Origin of the sequence: Nodosilinea nodulosa PCC 7104 (assembly GCF_000309385.1) — a bacterium.
Lineage (GTDB): Bacteria > Cyanobacteriota > Cyanobacteriia > Phormidesmidales > Phormidesmidaceae > Nodosilinea > Nodosilinea nodulosa.
In genome coordinates, this window is sequence record NZ_JH976537.1 from 4,038,811 (window position 1) to 4,055,684 (window position 16,874).

A 16,874-nucleotide genomic window follows, 5' to 3' on the forward strand; every position below is an offset into this window, starting at 1 on the left:
CGGCCATAGAAGCGGGCTTGGTCTAGGATAAACCATCTGCCTGGGACGATTCACCATAGGCCATGCCGTTTGCTTCGGCGTAGCGCTGCATAAAGCGCATCAGGCGATCCCAGTGGTCATCGCGATCGATGACCAGAGAGCACTCTACCCGCTGTAGGTCGTCCCCCTCGGGACCACCAAAAATAAACCGAATTCCCTCTGGCTCGATGGCGATCGCGCCCTCGCTATCCACTAGCTTGAGGGCCTTTGCAAACCGACTGCGGAAACTCTGAAACTGCTCGATCGCGCGCAGCTGCCTGAAGATCAGCAGCATGGTGCGGTTCCCGGTAGCTCGATCTCGCCGCAGGCTGACGTTATCGATGGTTTCGGTAATGCCCTCGTAGAATTCGACGGTGGGAAGCTGGGCAGTCATGGCAGTACGGGTCTAGCGGCGGCGATTGATTAACATTATGTAATACAGCAGGTTGAGAAAGGCGGTGAAGGCGGTGGCTACGTAGGTCAGGGCCGCCGCGCTGAGCACAGCCCGCGCTCCTTTGTTCTCTTCGCCCTGGAGAATGCCCAGCTCATCGACCAGGCGCAGGGCGCGGCGCGACGCGTCGAACTCGACGGGCAGGGTGACGACGTGGAACAGCAGCACCGACGCAAAGAAAATAACCCCCAGCCAGGCCAGGTTCAAAACGTTAAAGATTAGGCCTGCCATGATCAGCATGGGACCCAGGCGAGACCCCAGGTTGACAACTGGGACCAGGGCGGCCCGCAGGTTCATAAACTTGTAGCCTTCGACATCTTGGAGCACGTGGCCGCACTCGTGGGCCGCTACCGCCGCCGCCGCCAGCGACCCCGAGCCGTAGATGCCCTGGGACAGGCGTACGGCCTTGGCCCTGGGGTCGTAGTGGTCGGTGAGTTCACCGGCAACGGGCTCGACTCTAACGCCTTGCACCCCCTTTTTGGCCAGAATGGTTTGGGCTACCTGGGCACCGGTCATGCCCATGGTGGACTGGACTTGGGCGTATTTGTGATAAGTGCCCTTGACCCTACTCTGCGCCCAAAAGGTCAGTACGGCGGTGGGAATGGCAACCAGCAGGATGTAAATAGGGTCGAAAAACATGACCTGGCCGGGAATGAGGATGAATAACAAACCTAATTTTGCGAATCATAGCAGCCCGACTATAAGGATTCTCTAAGCTTCAGATGCTCCTAAGAATTGGGAGGCAGCGGGGGCGGACATGGGTGAAACGCATAGAGATGGGGAGGGCTGATGCGGTAGGTAGGGTTGGCGGGCGGGGGTGGGCAAGGGGGCGATTAAGTTTTCTGCTGGTAGGCGTAGTAGAGGGCCTCTAGAAATGTGCCGGTGGTCATTTCGGTGGGCAGGGTTTCTAGGGCAAGCTGATCTTTAAAGCGGCGGGCAAGCTGTTCGCTGACCAGGGTTTTGGCCTTGGCGCTCATGGCCTGTCGCCGCTGCAAGAACTCGCGTACGGTGGCAAAGTCGTCGGGGGAAAGGCGGGTAATATCGACTAGGCCGAGCAGATCTTGGCCGATCGCCTGCGATCGCTCGGGCACCTGAATCTCGCTGCTTGTCGCCGGGTCGGTCTGCACCACCAGGGTGCCAGCCAGCCAGTCGCCCACCCGCTTCTCGGCTTTGCCCAAAAGAATGCAGAAGAAGCCGACAAAGAAAATATCGTCGATGGGGCGCAGCAGCGATCGCAGCGTTGCCTGGGGCAGTCGCTCAGGCTGACCGTCGTCGCGAATGACGCGAATTTTGGCGTAGCGTTTGCCGGGGGTTTGGCCGTACCACCAGGTTTCAAACAGCGCAAAGTAGCCAATGTAGAGAGCAAAGGCCAGGATGGCGGCGATCGCGGTCAGCCACAGCTGCAGCGTCGCGCTCGGAACCGAGAGCACCGTTTCTATCGCTAGAAGCCGCACCAGCAGAAAGCTATAGACCATGGCCAGACCCAGCAGCCCCGCTCCCAGACAGAGGTAGTCGAGAATCAGCGCCACGGCGCGACTGCCCACCCCAGCCAGCACAAACTCCAGTTCAACGCTCTCGGGGGTGCGGATGGTGACGGTGTTGAAAAGGGGCATGGGGAGGTGGTGAGGGTGGGGGAGAGGGGGAAGGTGGGGGAGAGAGGGAAGGTGGGGAAGGTGAGGAGAGGGGGAAGGTGGGGAAGGTGAGGAGAGGGGGATGTGTGTGGATTATAGGCAGTTCCCCTCATCCCCTCATCCCCTCATCCCCTCATCCCCTCATCCTCAAACTACAGACCTGGATCAAGTTCATCCTCTTGGCGCAGCGACAGATCTAGGCCTTCGCGGCGGCTGCGCAGGTCGTAGTAGAGCACGCCTTTGACCGCCTGCCACAGCGGCAGCACTACCATGCTGCCGATCAGGCTCAGCACCAAGCTGAGGGCAGCGGTAATACCGTAAACAACGCCGTCGGCGGGCAGCAGCTCCAGCAAAATACTGGGGATATAGTTGGTCACCGAGAGAATGGGCAGCTGAATTAAAAACGTGGCCAGAAACACTACCTGAATGCGCATGATGGCTGTCTCCGTTAGCTCCCAGCTGCGGCCCATGCTGCCACCGGCATCCTGCTGGGGCTCGATCGCTAGCACCACCTCAGAGATAAATAGCCGTGAGGCCACCCAAATCAGCGCCACCAGCAAAATGCCTAGGCCAATCAGCATCCCCAGGAAAATGCCCATCACGCCGCCCACCGTTTGATTGATTAGCGCCGATAAAATGCCTGCCGTCAAGAAGCCGATACCGCCACCGGCAATCAATGCCAGCATTGCGCCCCCCAGGTAGGTGGCCAAGTAGGCCAACAGCAGCAAAAAGCCCAGCAGCAAAAACTGCCCCAGCCGGGGAGATACCTGGCGTCGCGCCTCTAGGGAGGTCTCGGGCTGGTTGATTAAATCTCGAAAAGACAGCCTACCGACGGCGCTGGAGAGGGCGTAGTACTTGGCTGAGCCGTACAGCAGCGGGGCAAACCCCACCAGCACCCCCAGCAAACCGCCGATGATCGCACCGACTTCGTCAGCAATCGCAGCGCCGATGCCCGCCAAAATCGCGATCGCCAGCACCAGTCCGACTACCCCAGCCAGCAGCCACAGGGTCGCTAGCACCGCCAGCTGAAAGAAGGTCTTAAAGCGATCTTTGTAGAGCCGCAGAGCCGCGCTGACCACGTCGCCAGGGTTGAGGGGGCCGAGCTGGCTACCCTGCTGTGCAGATAGGTTCATCGGCGCCTCCTCTGGGGCTGGATAAAACGAGATGTAAGACGATGTGCGTTCATTTCGAGGTTAGCCTACACTGCTCTGTAGAATGCCCGTTTTTTACCCTCTGCTTCATGAATGTTCAGCGTTGGATGGCTCGGCGAGAAGCCAGCTGGCGGCAGCTTGAAACTTTGCTGACCCAGGCCGAAAAAGGCGGGCTGCGATCGCTCTCTGGTAGCCAGGTGCGACAGATGGCCAGCCTCTATCGATCTGTATCTGCAGACCTGGCGCGCGCCAAGGGCAACAGCGTTGGCCAGGCGGTCATCAAAGACCTCCAGGGGTTGACCAGCCGCAGCTACAGCCAGATTTATCAGGGTTCTCGTCGGCAGGAATGGCAGGCTCTGTGGGAATTTTACCGCTACGGATTTCCGGCGGTGGTGCAGCAGAGCTGGGCGTATATCGCCGGGGCGACCGGACTCTTTGCCATCGGCGGGCTGATTGGCTGGTGGCTGGCTCGACAGGACCCGGCTTTTCTGACGCTGGTGCTGGGGCAAGAGTTTGTCGAAGAGGTGAAAACCAGCCGAGAGCTCTGGACGGTATCCATCATGGGCGTTGAACCCGTGGCCTCCAGCGGCATCATGATCAACAACATTGGGGTTTCCCTGAAGGCGCTGCTGGGCGGCGTCACCATGTTCATTCCCCAGGGGCCGATGATTACCCCACCGGGCGCGTTTACAGTTTTTCTGCTGGTGTTCAACGGCCTGATGATTGGCTGTGTTGGCGTGCTGGTGGCCCAGGCTAACCTGGCCTACGATTTCTGGGCCTTTGTGCTGCCCCACGGAGTGCTGGAGCTACCGGCTATCTTTATGGCCGGGGGCGCGGGTCTCATCCTGGCCCGAGGTATTTTGCTGCCCGGCCCCTACCGCCGCTTAGATGCCCTCAAGCTCTACGGCCTGCAAGCCGCCCAGCTGCTCTACGGCATTATTCCCCTGCTGGTCATAGCGGGGCTAATTGAAGGGTTTTTCTCACCCCAGACATGGATTCCCAGCGGTTTGAAATATGCGGTAGGCACGGCTCTACTGATTGGTCTGGGGCAGTACTGCCGCACCCAGCGGCCCAGCCCAAATCGACTAGAGCTGTCCTAGAGACAACCCAACGCAGCGATGGCCAGCGCTGCATCAGGCTCTCCCTAGAGAGTTCGTCAGAGAATTTATACCCTAAACGTGAATGACTGTGAGCTGGCTGAGCAGGGGATCGACCAGGGTTTGATGCTTGTCGGCTAACAGCTGGTCCATGTAGGTTTGCAGGCGCTGCCCCTGCTCCAGGTTGGGGACGTACACCTGACCGCTGGGGCGGGTGTACAGGGGCGTGGTGGCTAGGGCCGCTAGGTCGTCGCTGGCGGGGGCCATCACCAGGGGGCCGCTGGCGGTGCTGGGCAGCAGACCGGGTGGCAGGCGACCTTCGAGCAGGGCCATCAGGTGGGCCTGGCAGGCCTCTACGTTAAGCCCCCGCTCCTTGAGCAGGTGCAAAATGCCGCTGAGGGGCATGGGCTGCTCGGGCAGGGCGCGCAGCACCTCCATCAGCAAGAACATGTCGCTGTACTGGTGGCGGGTGAGATCGAGCACCTGGGGATAGCGCACCAGGTTGACCAGCCCGTAGGTGACCCGGCTGCAGCTGGGGGGGCGATCGCTGTGGTACGTATCCTGCACGATGGTGGCGTTGGGAAACTTTTGTCGCAGCCAGCGGGCAATTTTGGGCAGCGAGGCGCTGCCGCCGGTACAGATGACTTGGTTGATGCCCTGGGTATTCAGCCCGGCCTCGCTGAGCAGCCGGTTGAGATGGCCATTGATGCGCTGAATGTAGGGCAGAATGATGCGGTCTTCCAGGTCTTTGCTGCGCACGATCCAGCGCTGGTCGGCTAGCTCCAGCTCAAACTGGGGCTGGTGCTGAAGGATGATCTTGAGGTGACGAGCGGCTTCTAGCACGCTCTGGCCCAGCAGTGAGGCCTCTAGCCGCTGGTACAGGCGCTGGCGACGGGCCAGGTCGGGTTCTGCCGGACGCGGCATTTCGCAGCCGTTGAGGTCTAGATCGTCCCAGTGGGTGCCGTCTAGCTCGGGCATGGCCGCCTGCCAGCCCCAGCCGGTGGCTTCAGAGGCGCGACCATACCCCTCCGCAGGGCGACTCTGGCGGCGTTCGGCTGGGTGCAACAGGTGGCAAATGATGTCGAGATCAATGGCGTCGCCTGCATAGCTCATGGAGTGGAGGGCAAAGTCGCTGTAGGTGAGATCGCCCAGGGCGCTGGGCAGGTTTACAATGCCCACTTCGGTGACGCTGGCCCCAGCAGAGAGCACCACGGTGCCTCCGGTCCAGGGGCAGGCGTAGAGGGTCTGCTGCTGCATGGGCTGGCCGTTGGACTCGGGCAGCGGCGCAGAGGGATCGGGCAGGCCCGACAGCACCGCCGCGATCGCGTCTTCCACGAAGTAGATATCGTCGGGACTGACTGCCAGGCCTGCCCCCAGTACCGCCTCCCGCAGGTTAAAGGTGTAGGTGTCGGGCCAGTTGGCCGGATAGCTGACCACCACCCCACGCAGCTCACCCAGGGCCTGAACAATGGCCTGGGCGTCTAGACCCACCGCCCCGACGGTGAAGGCGGCCTCGGGCGCCAGCCCCTGGGGCAGGGTCGCCAGCAGTGCTTGCAGGCTGTCCTGGAAAATCTGGAGGGGCAGGCGATCGCGGTCAGACCACTGAATTTGGGGTTGGGATGTAGCGTTGTCACCCACCAGCGCCGGAATGCTGAGCTTGAGGTAGGGCTTCAGCGCCTTGAGCAATACCAGGCCCTGGTCGGCGGTGTCGCTGTCGCTCCAGTTGACTGTCAGGGCCGAAGACCCGATCGACTGCACCCGGCAGCGCTCCGAATCCTCAGCTGTGGCCACCGAGGCCAGGCTAGGGAGCCGAAAGAACTTGTCGGCGGTCACGCCGGAGATGGCGTTATCGACCCAGTAGAGGGGATATACCTGGCCCCCTCGGCGCTCCAGCAGTACTGCCGACAGCCCCGTGGTACCCACATCCAGGCCCAAAAACCACAGTGGGGTAGAGGCTGAGGCCTCAGTCGGGTTGACCTCGGGTGGGGCAGGAATAACCGCAGACTGATCGTCGGAAGCGCTTGGCGACGCGATTTCCGCTGCAATCGCGTCCTCTGCCTCGGCCGCCGCCTCTGGCTCGTCAGGGGTAGGCTCGGGTGCGGCTGATGGGGGAGCGTCAGGGGCAATGACCGGCGGGGCGATCGCCTCGGGAGCTTCCACTGCAAACGGGTTGGCAACCAGCTCTTCCAAAAGTTCGAGCGGCGGTTCGAGCGCCTCTGGCTCTGGGACTGGCTCTGGCTCTGGCTCTGGCCCACTCGCTTCCTGGTCAGGGCTGGCCGGTTCAACCGCCTCCTGCGCCGGTTGCTCCAGAGCTAGATTTTCGGGTTCAAGCAGCGGAATGTCGAGGTCGGTCGAGTTTTCCAGCGCGATCGCATCGAGATCAATGGCCTCGGGGCCAGGAGCTTCTAACTCAGCACCGAGGAGATCATCAAGGGAAAACTCCTCGGCCTGGAGGGCATCGGGGGCCGGGGTGTCGACCGTCAGAGACCCATCGCTCAAGGAATTGCCGCCCAACGGATTATCTACGATCTCTAGATCGGTAGGTTCTAGAGATTCTAGATCGGTGAGTTCCAGGGAGGCCGGCTCCAGGTCAATGGATTCCGAGGGGGTAGCGGCTGAGGTCAAAGGCCAGGTCTCTGCCAGCCCAACGGCCTGCTCTGAGCCAAGCTCTAAAGCGGCCTCAGAGAGCCAGTCAGGGTTTTCCCCCTCGGGAACGACGCTGTCGTTAGCGGCGACTTCTGGGGTAAAACTCTGGTCGGAAGACACCTCTGCTTCGTCTAGGAAAATGAATGGGCGGTCTCTCAGGTCCGCCGCTGTCGGTTCAGGGTTCAGGCCAAAGTCGAGATCGAGGCCAAGATCATCCGCCGCTGGGGGAGTGGTACGATCGCCTTCGTCCTCCACCGATAGGTCGCTCAACAATAGCGGCTCAGGGGCTGCGATCGCCTCGGGTTCTGGTTCCTCTAAGGAAAAGTCGAGATCGAGATCAAGGCTGGGTGCCGGGGCTGTAGGCCCAATGGGTTCTCCCAGCAGCGCATCTAGATTGATAAAGTCAATCATCGCCTCCATGGACTCGGCGGCCTCTGCCGCCGCCGCCTGAATGGGGTCAGGGGCACTGTCCTGCTCTGCCGAATCTAGCTGGCCTGAGTCATCGCCTGAGTCAGCTTCGGTCGAGGGGCTGGCTCCAGCGGCATCTAAAATATTGTCGAGGCTGATCTCCCGCAGCCAGTCCGTGGCCAGTTCCTCCGGCGCGGGGGAAACGGGCTGGTCAGGAGAGAATGCTGCCAGTTCCGAGCGGTCAGCCCAGCTCTCTCCCAGGGCGGCCAGGTCGTCTGGCGCCTCGGCTCTGGGTTCGGGCTCCTCTAGCCCAGCCTCGTCCAGGCTCAGGTTCAGATCGTCTAGGCTAATTGAGAGGGGCGGATTTGGGGAAATAGGTTCGGGTGCCGCCATGCCCCAGGTATCTAGGGTTAGCTCTGGCCCAGGCGTAGCCGATGGATTGGAGTCGATCGCCGCTGAATTCGCAGCGGGTTCTTCCCCCAGCCCCAATCCCTCTAGGGTTAAGTCACTCAGGGACGGTGTGGAAGTCGGTTCAGGCTCCAGGTTCAGCCCCTCCAGGTTTAGCCCCTCCAGGGGCGAAGGGGTGGACGGACTGTCTCTTAAGCCCAGTTCTTCTAAGGTGAGACTGTCCTGGGCCGGGGGTGCCGCCAGTTCGCTGCCAAAGCTCAGTTCCTCCAGGCTTAAATCAGCTGGGGCCAGCCCGGCGGCAGGGTCCTCCAGACTCCCGCTGGTCGCCGCATCCCGCGGGGGTGGATCGGGGCGGAGGGCGGAGTCTGGAGGACCGCTGGAGTTGTCTTCAGGATCGAGGCTGAGATCGAGATCGAGGTCCGCCAGAGTAAAGCCAGTGGCGGGCATCGTGGCTTCCGGGGCCGAGCCAAACTGAGGGTTGGTGATGAGGTCGTCAAGGGTTTCCCCAGACTTAGGCTCTGAGTCTAGAGGCGGCAGCGGGTCGAGGGCGAACTCACCCAGCAGATTTTCTAGGGTGACAGAAGGACCGGTGGCCCCGGCAGTGGGGTCCGCTGGTCGATCGGGCTGGGCTGGGTCAGCCGAGAGTTCGGTGAGATCGCCCAGGGTTAGCCCCGACTCGCCCAGGGCTGGCTCCTCGGAGCCCAGGCTCAAGTCTAGATCTGACAAGATTGAGGCCAGCGACGACGCGCCTGACGATGGGGCGGGAGGCTCTGTATCAATAGTGCTAAATAAATTCCCAGATAGATCCTCAGATGCCGCTGCCCCAGGCAGCGGGTCACCAAACAGGTCCGTGGCCGGGGCGATCGCAGAGGGTGTTGAATCGGCGGGCGCTTCGACGGCCTCGCCGAATAGATCAATGCCCGTTTCACTACCTGTTTCATCACCCGTTTCGGTGGAGCCAGTACCGTCTTCGGATAGATCAGGCCCATTTAGCCCATCAAACAAATTCAGGGCCGACACACCAGGGCCATCAGCGTCTGGCGCAGGCATTGGGCTGCTCTCTTTTAGAGATAATTCTGAGGTATTGAACAGATCCAGGTCAGCGGCGTCAGGGCTGGGCGCATCGGGAGCAGCCATGGCGTCACCGAACAGATCGAGCGCTGCCACAGGCTCATTGGGCTCAGGGGGGGGCAATGTCGCCTCCCCCTCCCGGACAGGAGAGGCAATATCGAACAGATCTAGCCCTAACTCGCTGGTTGCAGGAGGCTCGGCGGCGGCCTCGTCACCCCACTGATCCAGGCTGGGCCGATCTAAGCCAGGCACTTCGGAAGGGGGGGCCACCGCCGGAGTGTCGCCCTCCGATAGCTCGACGCTGGCCAGATCTAGATTGGACAAATCTGAGTTGGATAGGCCCGCAGGCAGATCGCCCTGGGCCGAGCCCTCCAGGTTGAGCGCGCCAATGTCGCTGACTGGGGGCTGAGCCTGGTCTTCAAATAAACCCAAGCTGGCCAAATCGAGGGACAGGTCGCCGCCAGGGGCATCGTCTTGATTGGGTTGATTTGGGTCGACCAAATTTAGCCAGTTGAGGTCGCTGGTGGGCGGCTGATTTTGCTCGGAGGTCGGCTCGCTAACGCGGTCGATGCTCAAATCGGGGCTGGTGGAGGCAGACCCCTGCGCCTCCAGCCTTTCTGACTCCCCAGCCGGGTCCTGCGGTGTGGAAGGTGCAGGGGCCTCGTCAAACAGGTCAAGGGTGGAGAGATGGGGAAAGGCGGCCTCGGTAGGGGGCTGATCAACAGGCGATTGACCGCTGCCTTCGGGCAGGGGGGAAGAGAACAGGTCAAGGTCGTCAGAGCCAGCGGCATCAGCAGAGGGCGTCATGGCCCCATCGGGCTGGGTCTCTGCGGACTGGGGCGGAGACATGAGCAGATCTGTCAGGTCTGGCTCTGCGCTGCCTGGCGAGCGGCCCTCTGGGGCGATCGCTGTTTCTAAGTAATTTAAATCCTGCTGGAGCTGATCGACGATGGCTTCATCCAGGCTCAAGTCGTAGGTGAAAGCGGCTGGCTGGTCGTCCTGGGTCAGCAAGTCCTCGTCGGGCGAGGCGGCCATGAATCCGCCCAGGCGATCGTCATCCCCGTCATTGCTGACCTCCAAGTCGCCCGTCTCTCCAGGCCCCGTCGGCAACAGCTCGTCGAAGGATTCTATGGTTTCAGGCAGGTCTACCCCAGCGGCGCTCAGCGAATCGGCCAGGTTGACCTCTAGCGAATCGGCGGTAGCCTCTCCAAATAGATCGTCGAGGCCGCCCTCGGGGAATGCAGCGCTGGCCTCGGCTTCGGCCATTTCGATCGCCCCGGTGAGCTGAGCCAGCTCCTCCGGGCGGGGCAGATCGCTGGTCAAGGGCAGCGGCTGGGGCTCTTCGCTCTGGGCGGCGGCGATCGCTTGGGCGGGCTGGTCAATATCTAGAAAGGCATCCACCACGGCGGCGGCATCCCCACCTTCGGCGGCGGTGCTGGGAGCTGCCGGTGATCCAGCTGCATCAGGCCTGGCTGAATCGGCAAAAAATCCACCTCCAAACAGGCTCTGATACAGCTCGTCGAGGGCTGAGTCAGATTCAAGTCCGCCTGCTTCTACCCCGCTGGCGGATACCTCAGCGCTGAGGTGCGCCTCAGCCTCGGGCAGTGACACCGCCGGGGATGGGTCGGGGGCGGCGACATCGAGGCTGTCGAGCAGTTGCAGATCCAGAGGCTCAGAGCCATCCCCATCGGGGTCAAGGGTTCCATCTAGGGCGCCGTCGAGCTGGAGTTCAGTAATGTCGTCTTCAATTTGAAGCAGCGTAATTTCGTCGTCGTCGAGATCGCCCCCCAGATCGAGCGCCTCAAGGGCCAAGTCGACCTCCAGCTCGGGCGATAAACCACCCATGCCATCGACGGCAAAGGTATTGCCAGCCAGGGTCTCGGGGGCCGAGGTCTCGGGCCGAGGCTGGGGCAGCTCGCGCCGCTGACCCGACTCCAGATAGGCCAGAGTCTCTTGGTTGATCTGCTGGCCCAGATGGTTGACTAGGGCGCTAAACATAAGCTCGCCCTGCTGGCCCAGGGTGTGCATCTGATTTAGCCCCTGGTTGAGCGAATTTTGGTAGCTGTAGATGCTTTGCTTCAGGGTGTCAAATACCGATCGCAGCGACTGATCAAGCCCCAGCATGACCTGGTCAGACTGGGCCTGAATTTGCTTGAGAAACTCTAGCCGCTGGGCCGGGGTGAGGTCGGCAGCATCGCCGTCGGCCTCCGACCCCTGGGTGAGGACGTAGGCGTTGGCGGTGGCGGCCTCTAGCCGCTGCACCGACTGGTTGACCTGGGTGCTGAGGTGGGCTTCGAGCTGGTGGGCCATCTGCTGCAGGGCGGCCTCCCAGCTCGGCGGCAGCTGGTGCAGGGCCGCCTGCTGGTCAATCTGCGATCGCTGCTGCTGAAGCTGCTGCACCTCTTGCAGCAACAGCTCTCGCTGCTGCCTGAGGGTGGCCACCTCGTTGCGCAGCGGGTCTAAAATTTGCATGGTCTGCCCGCGCAGATACTGCATTTCTTGCAGCAGCGCCTTGAGCACCTGGCTGGCGGCGGCGGCAGTGGGGTCGTTTGGCAGGCCGCCAGGTGCTGGCGGGGCCTCGGACCCGCCAGCCTTAACTTCTGCCAGGTAGGCCCGCGCGCGGGCCAGCAGCTGGCGCTGATTGGCATCATTCGACATCACCCAGGGCAGCCGAGGTGCGGCCTCTCCCAGAATTGAGTCAATTTCGGCTACCAGAGCTTCCAGTTCATCCTGCTGCACAGCGACCTCTTTGCTTACCTTGTGCCCATTGATTGCCAAAGTGTATGTCAGGCGTCTCCAAAAATCATCACGGCAATGTCCTAGTTTTATCGGTGTTAAAGGACGTAGATGGCCTCAACAATGCTTGGCTTTACTAGCCTTGGATCCACTGGCAATGGGGCTTTCCCAACCGGCGATCGCCCCCGTTCTTCCTGGGATGGAGTGATATAGTGCTAAGCATTTGGGTTCCACAGCCAATCTGCCAGTGAAGAATTCTGCCCCTCCCCTTGGGATAGGATGGGTTGAGGCGATTTGATATCACTAACTTAAACAAAAAAATTAATGTTGGGGTGATTAATGGATGCTCGCTACAACCCTCGAGATACTGACGCCGATCTGAAATTAATTCGTTCGGCGCTGTTATTTCAGGACTTGCCAGAGGAAGCTGTAGCTGAAGCCACTAGCCACGTGGTGTCCCGTCGTCATCCGGCCAATCAGGTCATTTTGCTAGAAAACGACTGGGGCAGCTCGGTCTACTTTATTTTGGAAGGGTGGGTGAAGATTCGCACCTACAACCTCGACGGCAAAGAAGTCACCCTCAATATTTTGGGCAAGGGCGAGCTGTTTGGCGAAATGGCCCCCCTCGAAGAGGTGCCTCGCTCCACCGATGTCATTACCCTGGTGCCTACCGTCATCGGCAGCATGCCCGCCAGCGACTTTGTCAAACTGCTCAATACCCAACCCCTGGCGGGCATTCGCCTGTCGCAGCTAATGGCGCGGCGGCTCAGACAGGTCAATCGCCGGCTGCGGCTGCGCGAGTCTGACAGCACCTCGCGGGTGGCCGACATCATCCTCTTTTTGGCCGATGGGCAGGGGCAGCGCAGCGCCAGCGGCGTCGAGATTCCCAACCTGCCCCACCGGGAACTGAGCAGCCTCAGCGGTCTGGCCCGGGAGACGGTGACCCGCGTACTGAGTAAGCTAGAGAAAAAAGGGCTGATTGTGCGGGACAAAGACCTGATGAATATTCCCGACATTAACGCCCTAGAACGTCTGCTGGTTTAGCCCTCCATGAGTCATCCCCCTGACCCCGGCCCCGGGGCTAATTTTGTGCCCCCGATTGAGGCCGCCGCGAGCGACTTCGATGACTTAGACACCTACCTCGACTACCGTGGCCCATCGACTGAGACAGACGAGCCAGACCTGTCTCACCGGCTCAAGGCTGGCCCTCTGGCCATGGTTGAGACAGCTTTTTTGGCCAGCACCGCCGCGCTGATCTGGCTGGTGAACACCTACTTTCCGCCGGGGCCAATTCTGCGGATTTTGTTTCCGCTGCCGATGGCGCTGGTGTATTTGCGCTGGGGGCCACGGGCCGCGTGGATGTCGGCCCTGGTGTCGGGGCTGCTGCTCTCGGTGCTGATGGGGCCACCGCGCAGCCTGCTGTTTCTGATGCCCTACGCCCTGCTGGGAGTGCAGCTGGGCTTTTTCTGGGTGCGGCGGGCCAACTGGTATGCGTCGATCGCGGTCGGCTCGCTGCTGGGCACGATCGGGTTTTTCTTTCGGCTGTGGCTGTCGTCGCTGCTGGTGGGCGAAGACCTGTGGGTGTACTTGACCACCCAGGTGACCCAAATGCTGAACTGGGGCCTGGAGCGCCTGGTGGGGCTGGGCGTTTTGGATGTGGGCGTCCTGGGTCAGGCCAATGTAGAGGCGGTGCAGTTGCTGGCCCTGCTGTCGGTGTTGGCTAGCAACGTGGTTTACCTGTTTACGGTGCATCTGGCTGCCTGGCTGCTGCTGGGTCGTCTGGGGGCGAAGATTCCGGACCCGCCGGAGTGGGTGCAGGATTTGCTGAAGGATTAGGGGCGTGGGGTGTGTGGGTGCGTGGGTGAGGGGGATGGGGAGTGAGAGGTGAGGGGCTGATTGGGATTTATACGCAGGGTCGGCGGGGAGAGGATTGGCTGAGGCGGGTGCGGGGGTTGCGGCCTGGGCTGGTGCTGACGCTGGGGTTCACCGAGACGGGGCTGGTGGAAGGGATTTCGGCAGCGGGGGCGACACCACGCGATCGCGCCTTTACTGCCCTAGCCGATGCTGAGTTCATGGTCAACGGCCTCATCTCAGCGCCCCAGTATCCCCTGCCACCACTTCACGCTGGGGCTTCTCCGGCGCTGATTTCTAGGGCTGTCATTGCAGGGCAGGATATTCCCCTCGTTGTTCTGAATGCTGGCTTGCCGCTGCCGCCGACCGTCCCTCACCTGGACTTGGGAGGGAAGCCTGCGCAATGTCTGAGCACGGGGGCGGCTTTGCCGTTGGATGCGGTGCATCATCTCTGGCGGCAGGGGTTAGAGCAAGGGGAATTGCTGGAAGCTAACGGCGGCTATCTGCTGCTGGCGGAGTGCGTGGTGGGGGGCACGACCACGGCCCTGGGGCTGCTCACCGGGCTGGGCTTTGATGCGGCGGAACGGGTGAACAGCAGCCACCCCACCTGCAACCACAGCCAAAAGCAGACGCTAGTAGCCCAGGGATTGTCCCGCGCGGGGCTGCCGCGAAACCCCCACCCTCTGGCGGTGGTGGCGGCGGTGGGCGACCCGATGCAGCCGGTGGTGGCGGGACTGGCGATCGCGGCCAGTCGCACCCGCCCGGTGCTGCTGGCGGGGGGCACGCAAATGCTGGCGGTCTACGCGCTGATGGGGGCGATCGCGGCGGCAGAAAGCTATGACTGGAACCCCGACAATGTGGTGGTGGGCACCACGCGCTGGGTGGCGGAGGATGCCACGGGCGATACGGTGGGGCTGGCGGAGCTGACGGGGGGCTGCCTGGTGGCAACGCAGCTGAGCTTTGCAGGGTCGCGGTTTGAGGCGCTGCGGGCTTACGAGCGGGGGTTTGTAAAGGAGGGCGTGGGGGCGGGGGGATGCGCGATCGCGGCCTCGCTCTACCAAAACTGGGGCCAGCCGGAGCTATTGGGGGCGATCGAAGCGCTGCTGGAGCAAAAGTCTCAGCAAGATAGATCCCAGGGTTCTGGCTCCAGTGCTTTGCCTTAAGCAAACGCCCCTACCAGAACCCTGGGATCTGAGGCTGTAGGCTACTCCAGCAGAATGGTTTTGGTCATGATCACCATCCACTGGGCGGGGGTGGCCGCTTCGGCGCTGGACGGCACGGGGATGGGGTCGCTCCAGTCGTTGGGGTCGGCGTAGCCGAGGGCGTGGAGGATTTTGATGGTGCGGTCTAGGGCGGCGAGGCTGCCGTAGAGCATGTGGCGCACTTTCTCAGGGGTTAGGGGTCGGGTGCCTTTGCTATTTCCACTGGGCGGCAGCGGTAGGGAACCGGCCTCTGGGTTGTCGTTGGTGTCTGGTTCGAGATATTCAAACATCGGTTCTGTTTTCCTTTTTGTGGTTTGAGGAAGACAGAACGCGAAAACCCTAGCTAACCACAGCTGAGGTACAAACTGGGAGAGCTAGGGTACGATCGACCTTAGCCCTGCAATCTGCCTTAGAGATTTGCCGGGTTAGCTGTCTGTTGGTGCTGGAACACCTTCAGACAGCGCCAAGATTTTCGAGTTCTGTATGGCTACCGTTCTGCTGAAACGGCTTAATGTAAGACAATACTGGTACAGACGCTCCCCGTCAACCGTAGTGCACAATTTAGTTTGTTCATTTAAGTTATTGGAGATGCCAAAATAGGGACCTCTCAAGAAAACCATTGACCGGGTGCTTATTAATAAGTTTTTCTAGATAATATTGGATATGTAAAGATCTCATCCAGATCGGACATTTGATTTATTACGAGCGTTAGAGGAAGCAGAGTGAAAGATTATATAAAGGTGCTTGAACTCGCCGCTCAGAACGCTCTTCCCTCCCAAGTAGATAAGCATTCTGATCCGGAAGTTACGCTAGTTCGTGAGCTCATTGAAGCGGGTTACCTCTGGGCCATTGATGCAACCACATTCGATGGCGAAGCATATCTAAATCCGCGAATCACGCTACCAGGTCGCGAATACCTTGCGAATCTTCGATCGAAAACAATTTATAGCCCACCTGACACTTCAACCGCATGGCCTAGAGTTGATCGCGCAATAGGCGAGATTCGGCGTCGCCTTGCTGATGCACAAAACGAAGAACAATTCCAGGCAGTAGGCCTATTGTGCCGAGAGGCTTTAATCTCCCTAGCGCAAGCGGTACACGACCCATCACGATACCCACCGACTGACGGCAAAATCCCTAGCTCATCTGATGCCAAAAGAATGTTCGATGCATACATTGCTATAGAGTTGTCTGGTTCATCACACGAGGCTGCAAGACGCCATGCGAAAGCAGCTTATGATCTTGCAAACGACTTACAGCATCGACGCACCGCAAATTACAGACAAGCGTCACTTTGTGTTGAAGCAACCAATTCAGTAGTTTCAGTTATCGCAATTGTATCCGGGCATCGGGATCCCCCGTAGCCTAACAAGTCGCTCATAGGTTGACGTGGATAAACTTAATCGTTATACACAAGCAGTCTGCATTTTATTCAAACTAGGCTTCGAGACTAATACAGTGTTTTCCTGTGAGATGAGGTCCGAATTAGAATTTGAGATTATTCCGTTTTTAGCAGAAGATTTTAGAGGCCGTAGAGGATATTTCCCCCCTAGACCATTCAAAACCTACAATCTGCCAACCCCCTACAACAGCTTCGGTTCTGAGGCAATATTGATACAGGCAGCAGGGTCAGCGAATCTAGCTTAACTATTATTGAATGTCACTGACGTAAGCCCTATCAAGCTACCAGCTTAGCTTTCAGGACTGAGCGGGGTTCCTGCATTCTCGGGAACGGTTTGGGACGACGTTTGACGACTCGGGGTTCTGAACGGTTGGGGCGAAAGGGAACAATCAGCTCTTGCACAGCGCTTAACAAGGCCTGGTAGCCTCGGTGTTGCTGGGATGGAGCGAGATGGAGAAACTCGGGTCGGAAGTGATTAAATTGTTGCCGAGTGCCCTGAAGGGAGAGCCGTAACGCGTCGACCTCAGAGTCGGCAGTCGCCTCCCACATGAGGGTTCGCAGCAGATTGTAGGTCAACAGATGAACCCAAATGCTTTTGGTCACCATAGCGGGCGTTTTGGCGGCAATCATCTCCATAGCTAAGGTGGTCTTGAGATGAATGTCACTGACGTAAGCCCTATCAAGCTACCAGCTTAGCTTTCAGGACTGAGCGGGGTTCCTGCATTCTCGGGAACGGTTTGGGACGACGTTTGACGACTCGGGGTTCTGAACGGTTGGGGCGAAAGGGAACAATCAGCTCTTG

The 16,874-nt window shown here is 60.2% G+C and carries 12 protein-coding genes; 5 read left to right on the forward strand and 7 right to left on the reverse strand.

The annotated features are described in order from the left end of the window. Window positions 1-22: 22 nt before the first annotated feature. From psb28 to LEPTO7104_RS34505, 4 genes are all read right to left on the reverse strand, one after another. A complete protein-coding gene (gene psb28, locus LEPTO7104_RS0118700; RefSeq protein ID WP_017300113.1) occupies window positions 23-412 on the reverse strand; it encodes a photosystem II reaction center protein Psb28 in 390 nt (129 codons plus the stop codon). A gap of 12 nt (window positions 413-424) precedes the next feature. Next, window positions 425-1,108 (reverse strand): zinc metallopeptidase, encoded by a 684-nt coding sequence (locus LEPTO7104_RS0118705; protein ID WP_026072843.1) that lies wholly within the window; start codon window positions 1,106-1,108, stop codon window positions 425-427. Window positions 1,109-1,302: 194 nt separating this feature from the next. Further along, window positions 1,303-2,082, reverse strand: coding sequence for an RDD family protein (locus LEPTO7104_RS0118710; RefSeq protein WP_017300115.1), 780 nt, complete (start codon window positions 2,080-2,082; stop codon window positions 1,303-1,305). A gap of 170 nt (window positions 2,083-2,252) precedes the next feature. Beyond that, entirely contained in the window at window positions 2,253-3,233 is a 981-nt protein-coding gene (locus tag LEPTO7104_RS34505; RefSeq protein WP_017300116.1) for a hypothetical protein, read from the reverse strand. 107 nt (window positions 3,234-3,340) lie between these two features. Between LEPTO7104_RS34505 and LEPTO7104_RS0118720 the strand changes: the two genes are divergently transcribed. Then, entirely contained in the window at window positions 3,341-4,351 is a 1,011-nt protein-coding gene (locus LEPTO7104_RS0118720; protein WP_026072844.1) for a stage II sporulation protein M, read from the forward strand. Window positions 4,352-4,423: 72 nt separating this feature from the next. On the opposite strand, the gene LEPTO7104_RS34510 is transcribed toward LEPTO7104_RS0118720, so the two are convergent. Beyond that, window positions 4,424-11,620 (reverse strand): hypothetical protein, encoded by a 7,197-nt coding sequence (locus tag LEPTO7104_RS34510; RefSeq protein WP_155523694.1) that lies wholly within the window; start codon window positions 11,618-11,620, stop codon window positions 4,424-4,426. 336 nt (window positions 11,621-11,956) lie between these two features. Between LEPTO7104_RS34510 and LEPTO7104_RS0118730 the strand changes: the two genes are divergently transcribed. The 3 genes from LEPTO7104_RS0118730 to cobT are packed head-to-tail and all read left to right on the forward strand — an operon-like array spanning window position 11,957 to window position 14,631. Continuing rightward, a complete protein-coding gene (locus LEPTO7104_RS0118730; protein ID WP_017300119.1) occupies window positions 11,957-12,661 on the forward strand; it encodes a Crp/Fnr family transcriptional regulator in 705 nt (234 codons plus the stop codon). A gap of 6 nt (window positions 12,662-12,667) precedes the next feature. After that, window positions 12,668-13,453, forward strand: a complete 786-nt coding sequence (locus tag LEPTO7104_RS0118735) for a DUF2232 domain-containing protein (protein ID WP_017300120.1) — start codon at window positions 12,668-12,670, stop codon at window positions 13,451-13,453. A gap of 56 nt (window positions 13,454-13,509) precedes the next feature. Further along, complete coding sequence (gene cobT / locus LEPTO7104_RS0118740) at window positions 13,510-14,631, forward strand: nicotinate mononucleotide-dependent phosphoribosyltransferase CobT (protein WP_026072845.1); 1,122 nt, start codon at window positions 13,510-13,512, stop codon at window positions 14,629-14,631. 41 nt (window positions 14,632-14,672) lie between these two features. On the opposite strand, the gene LEPTO7104_RS37165 is transcribed toward cobT, so the two are convergent. Next, window positions 14,673-14,960, reverse strand: a complete 288-nt coding sequence (locus LEPTO7104_RS37165) for a hypothetical protein (RefSeq protein WP_017300122.1) — start codon at window positions 14,958-14,960, stop codon at window positions 14,673-14,675. 432 nt (window positions 14,961-15,392) lie between these two features. Here LEPTO7104_RS37165 and LEPTO7104_RS40235 point away from each other — a divergent pair, with 432 nt between their 5' ends. Next, the gene (locus LEPTO7104_RS40235) at window positions 15,393-16,034 is read left to right on the forward strand and encodes a hypothetical protein (protein WP_155523695.1); all 642 of its coding nucleotides are present in this window, start codon (window positions 15,393-15,395) and stop codon (window positions 16,032-16,034) included. Between the two features lie 314 nt (window positions 16,035-16,348). Here the strand turns inward: LEPTO7104_RS40235 and LEPTO7104_RS0118750 are convergent, their stop codons facing one another. Next, window positions 16,349-16,708 carry a hypothetical protein gene (locus LEPTO7104_RS0118750; protein WP_017300123.1) on the reverse strand — a complete coding sequence of 120 codons (360 nt, stop codon included), beginning with the start codon at window positions 16,706-16,708 and terminating at the stop codon, window positions 16,349-16,351. Between the last annotated feature and the right edge of the window lie 166 nt (window positions 16,709-16,874).

What these genes read in the sequence shown, in the direction of transcription:
- LEPTO7104_RS37165 (WP_017300122.1), bottom strand. Translation starts at nt 14,960, where the DNA reads ATGTTTGAATATCTCGAACCAGACACCAACGACAACCCAGAGGCCGGT.
- LEPTO7104_RS0118710 (WP_017300115.1), bottom strand. Translation starts at nt 2,082, where the DNA reads ATGCCCCTTTTCAACACCGTCACCATCCGCACCCCCGAGAGCGTTGAA.
- LEPTO7104_RS34505 (WP_017300116.1), bottom strand. Translation starts at nt 3,233, where the DNA reads ATGAACCTATCTGCACAGCAGGGTAGCCAGCTCGGCCCCCTCAACCCT.
- LEPTO7104_RS0118750 (WP_017300123.1), bottom strand. Translation starts at nt 16,708, where the DNA reads ATGGAGATGATTGCCGCCAAAACGCCCGCTATGGTGACCAAAAGCATT.
- psb28 (WP_017300113.1), bottom strand. Translation starts at nt 412, where the DNA reads ATGACTGCCCAGCTTCCCACCGTCGAATTCTACGAGGGCATTACCGAA.
- LEPTO7104_RS0118730 (WP_017300119.1), top strand. Translation starts at nt 11,957, where the DNA reads ATGGATGCTCGCTACAACCCTCGAGATACTGACGCCGATCTGAAATTA.
- LEPTO7104_RS0118720 (WP_026072844.1), top strand. Translation starts at nt 3,341, where the DNA reads ATGAATGTTCAGCGTTGGATGGCTCGGCGAGAAGCCAGCTGGCGGCAG.
- LEPTO7104_RS0118735 (WP_017300120.1), top strand. Translation starts at nt 12,668, where the DNA reads ATGAGTCATCCCCCTGACCCCGGCCCCGGGGCTAATTTTGTGCCCCCG.
- LEPTO7104_RS0118705 (WP_026072843.1), bottom strand. Translation starts at nt 1,108, where the DNA reads ATGTTTTTCGACCCTATTTACATCCTGCTGGTTGCCATTCCCACCGCC.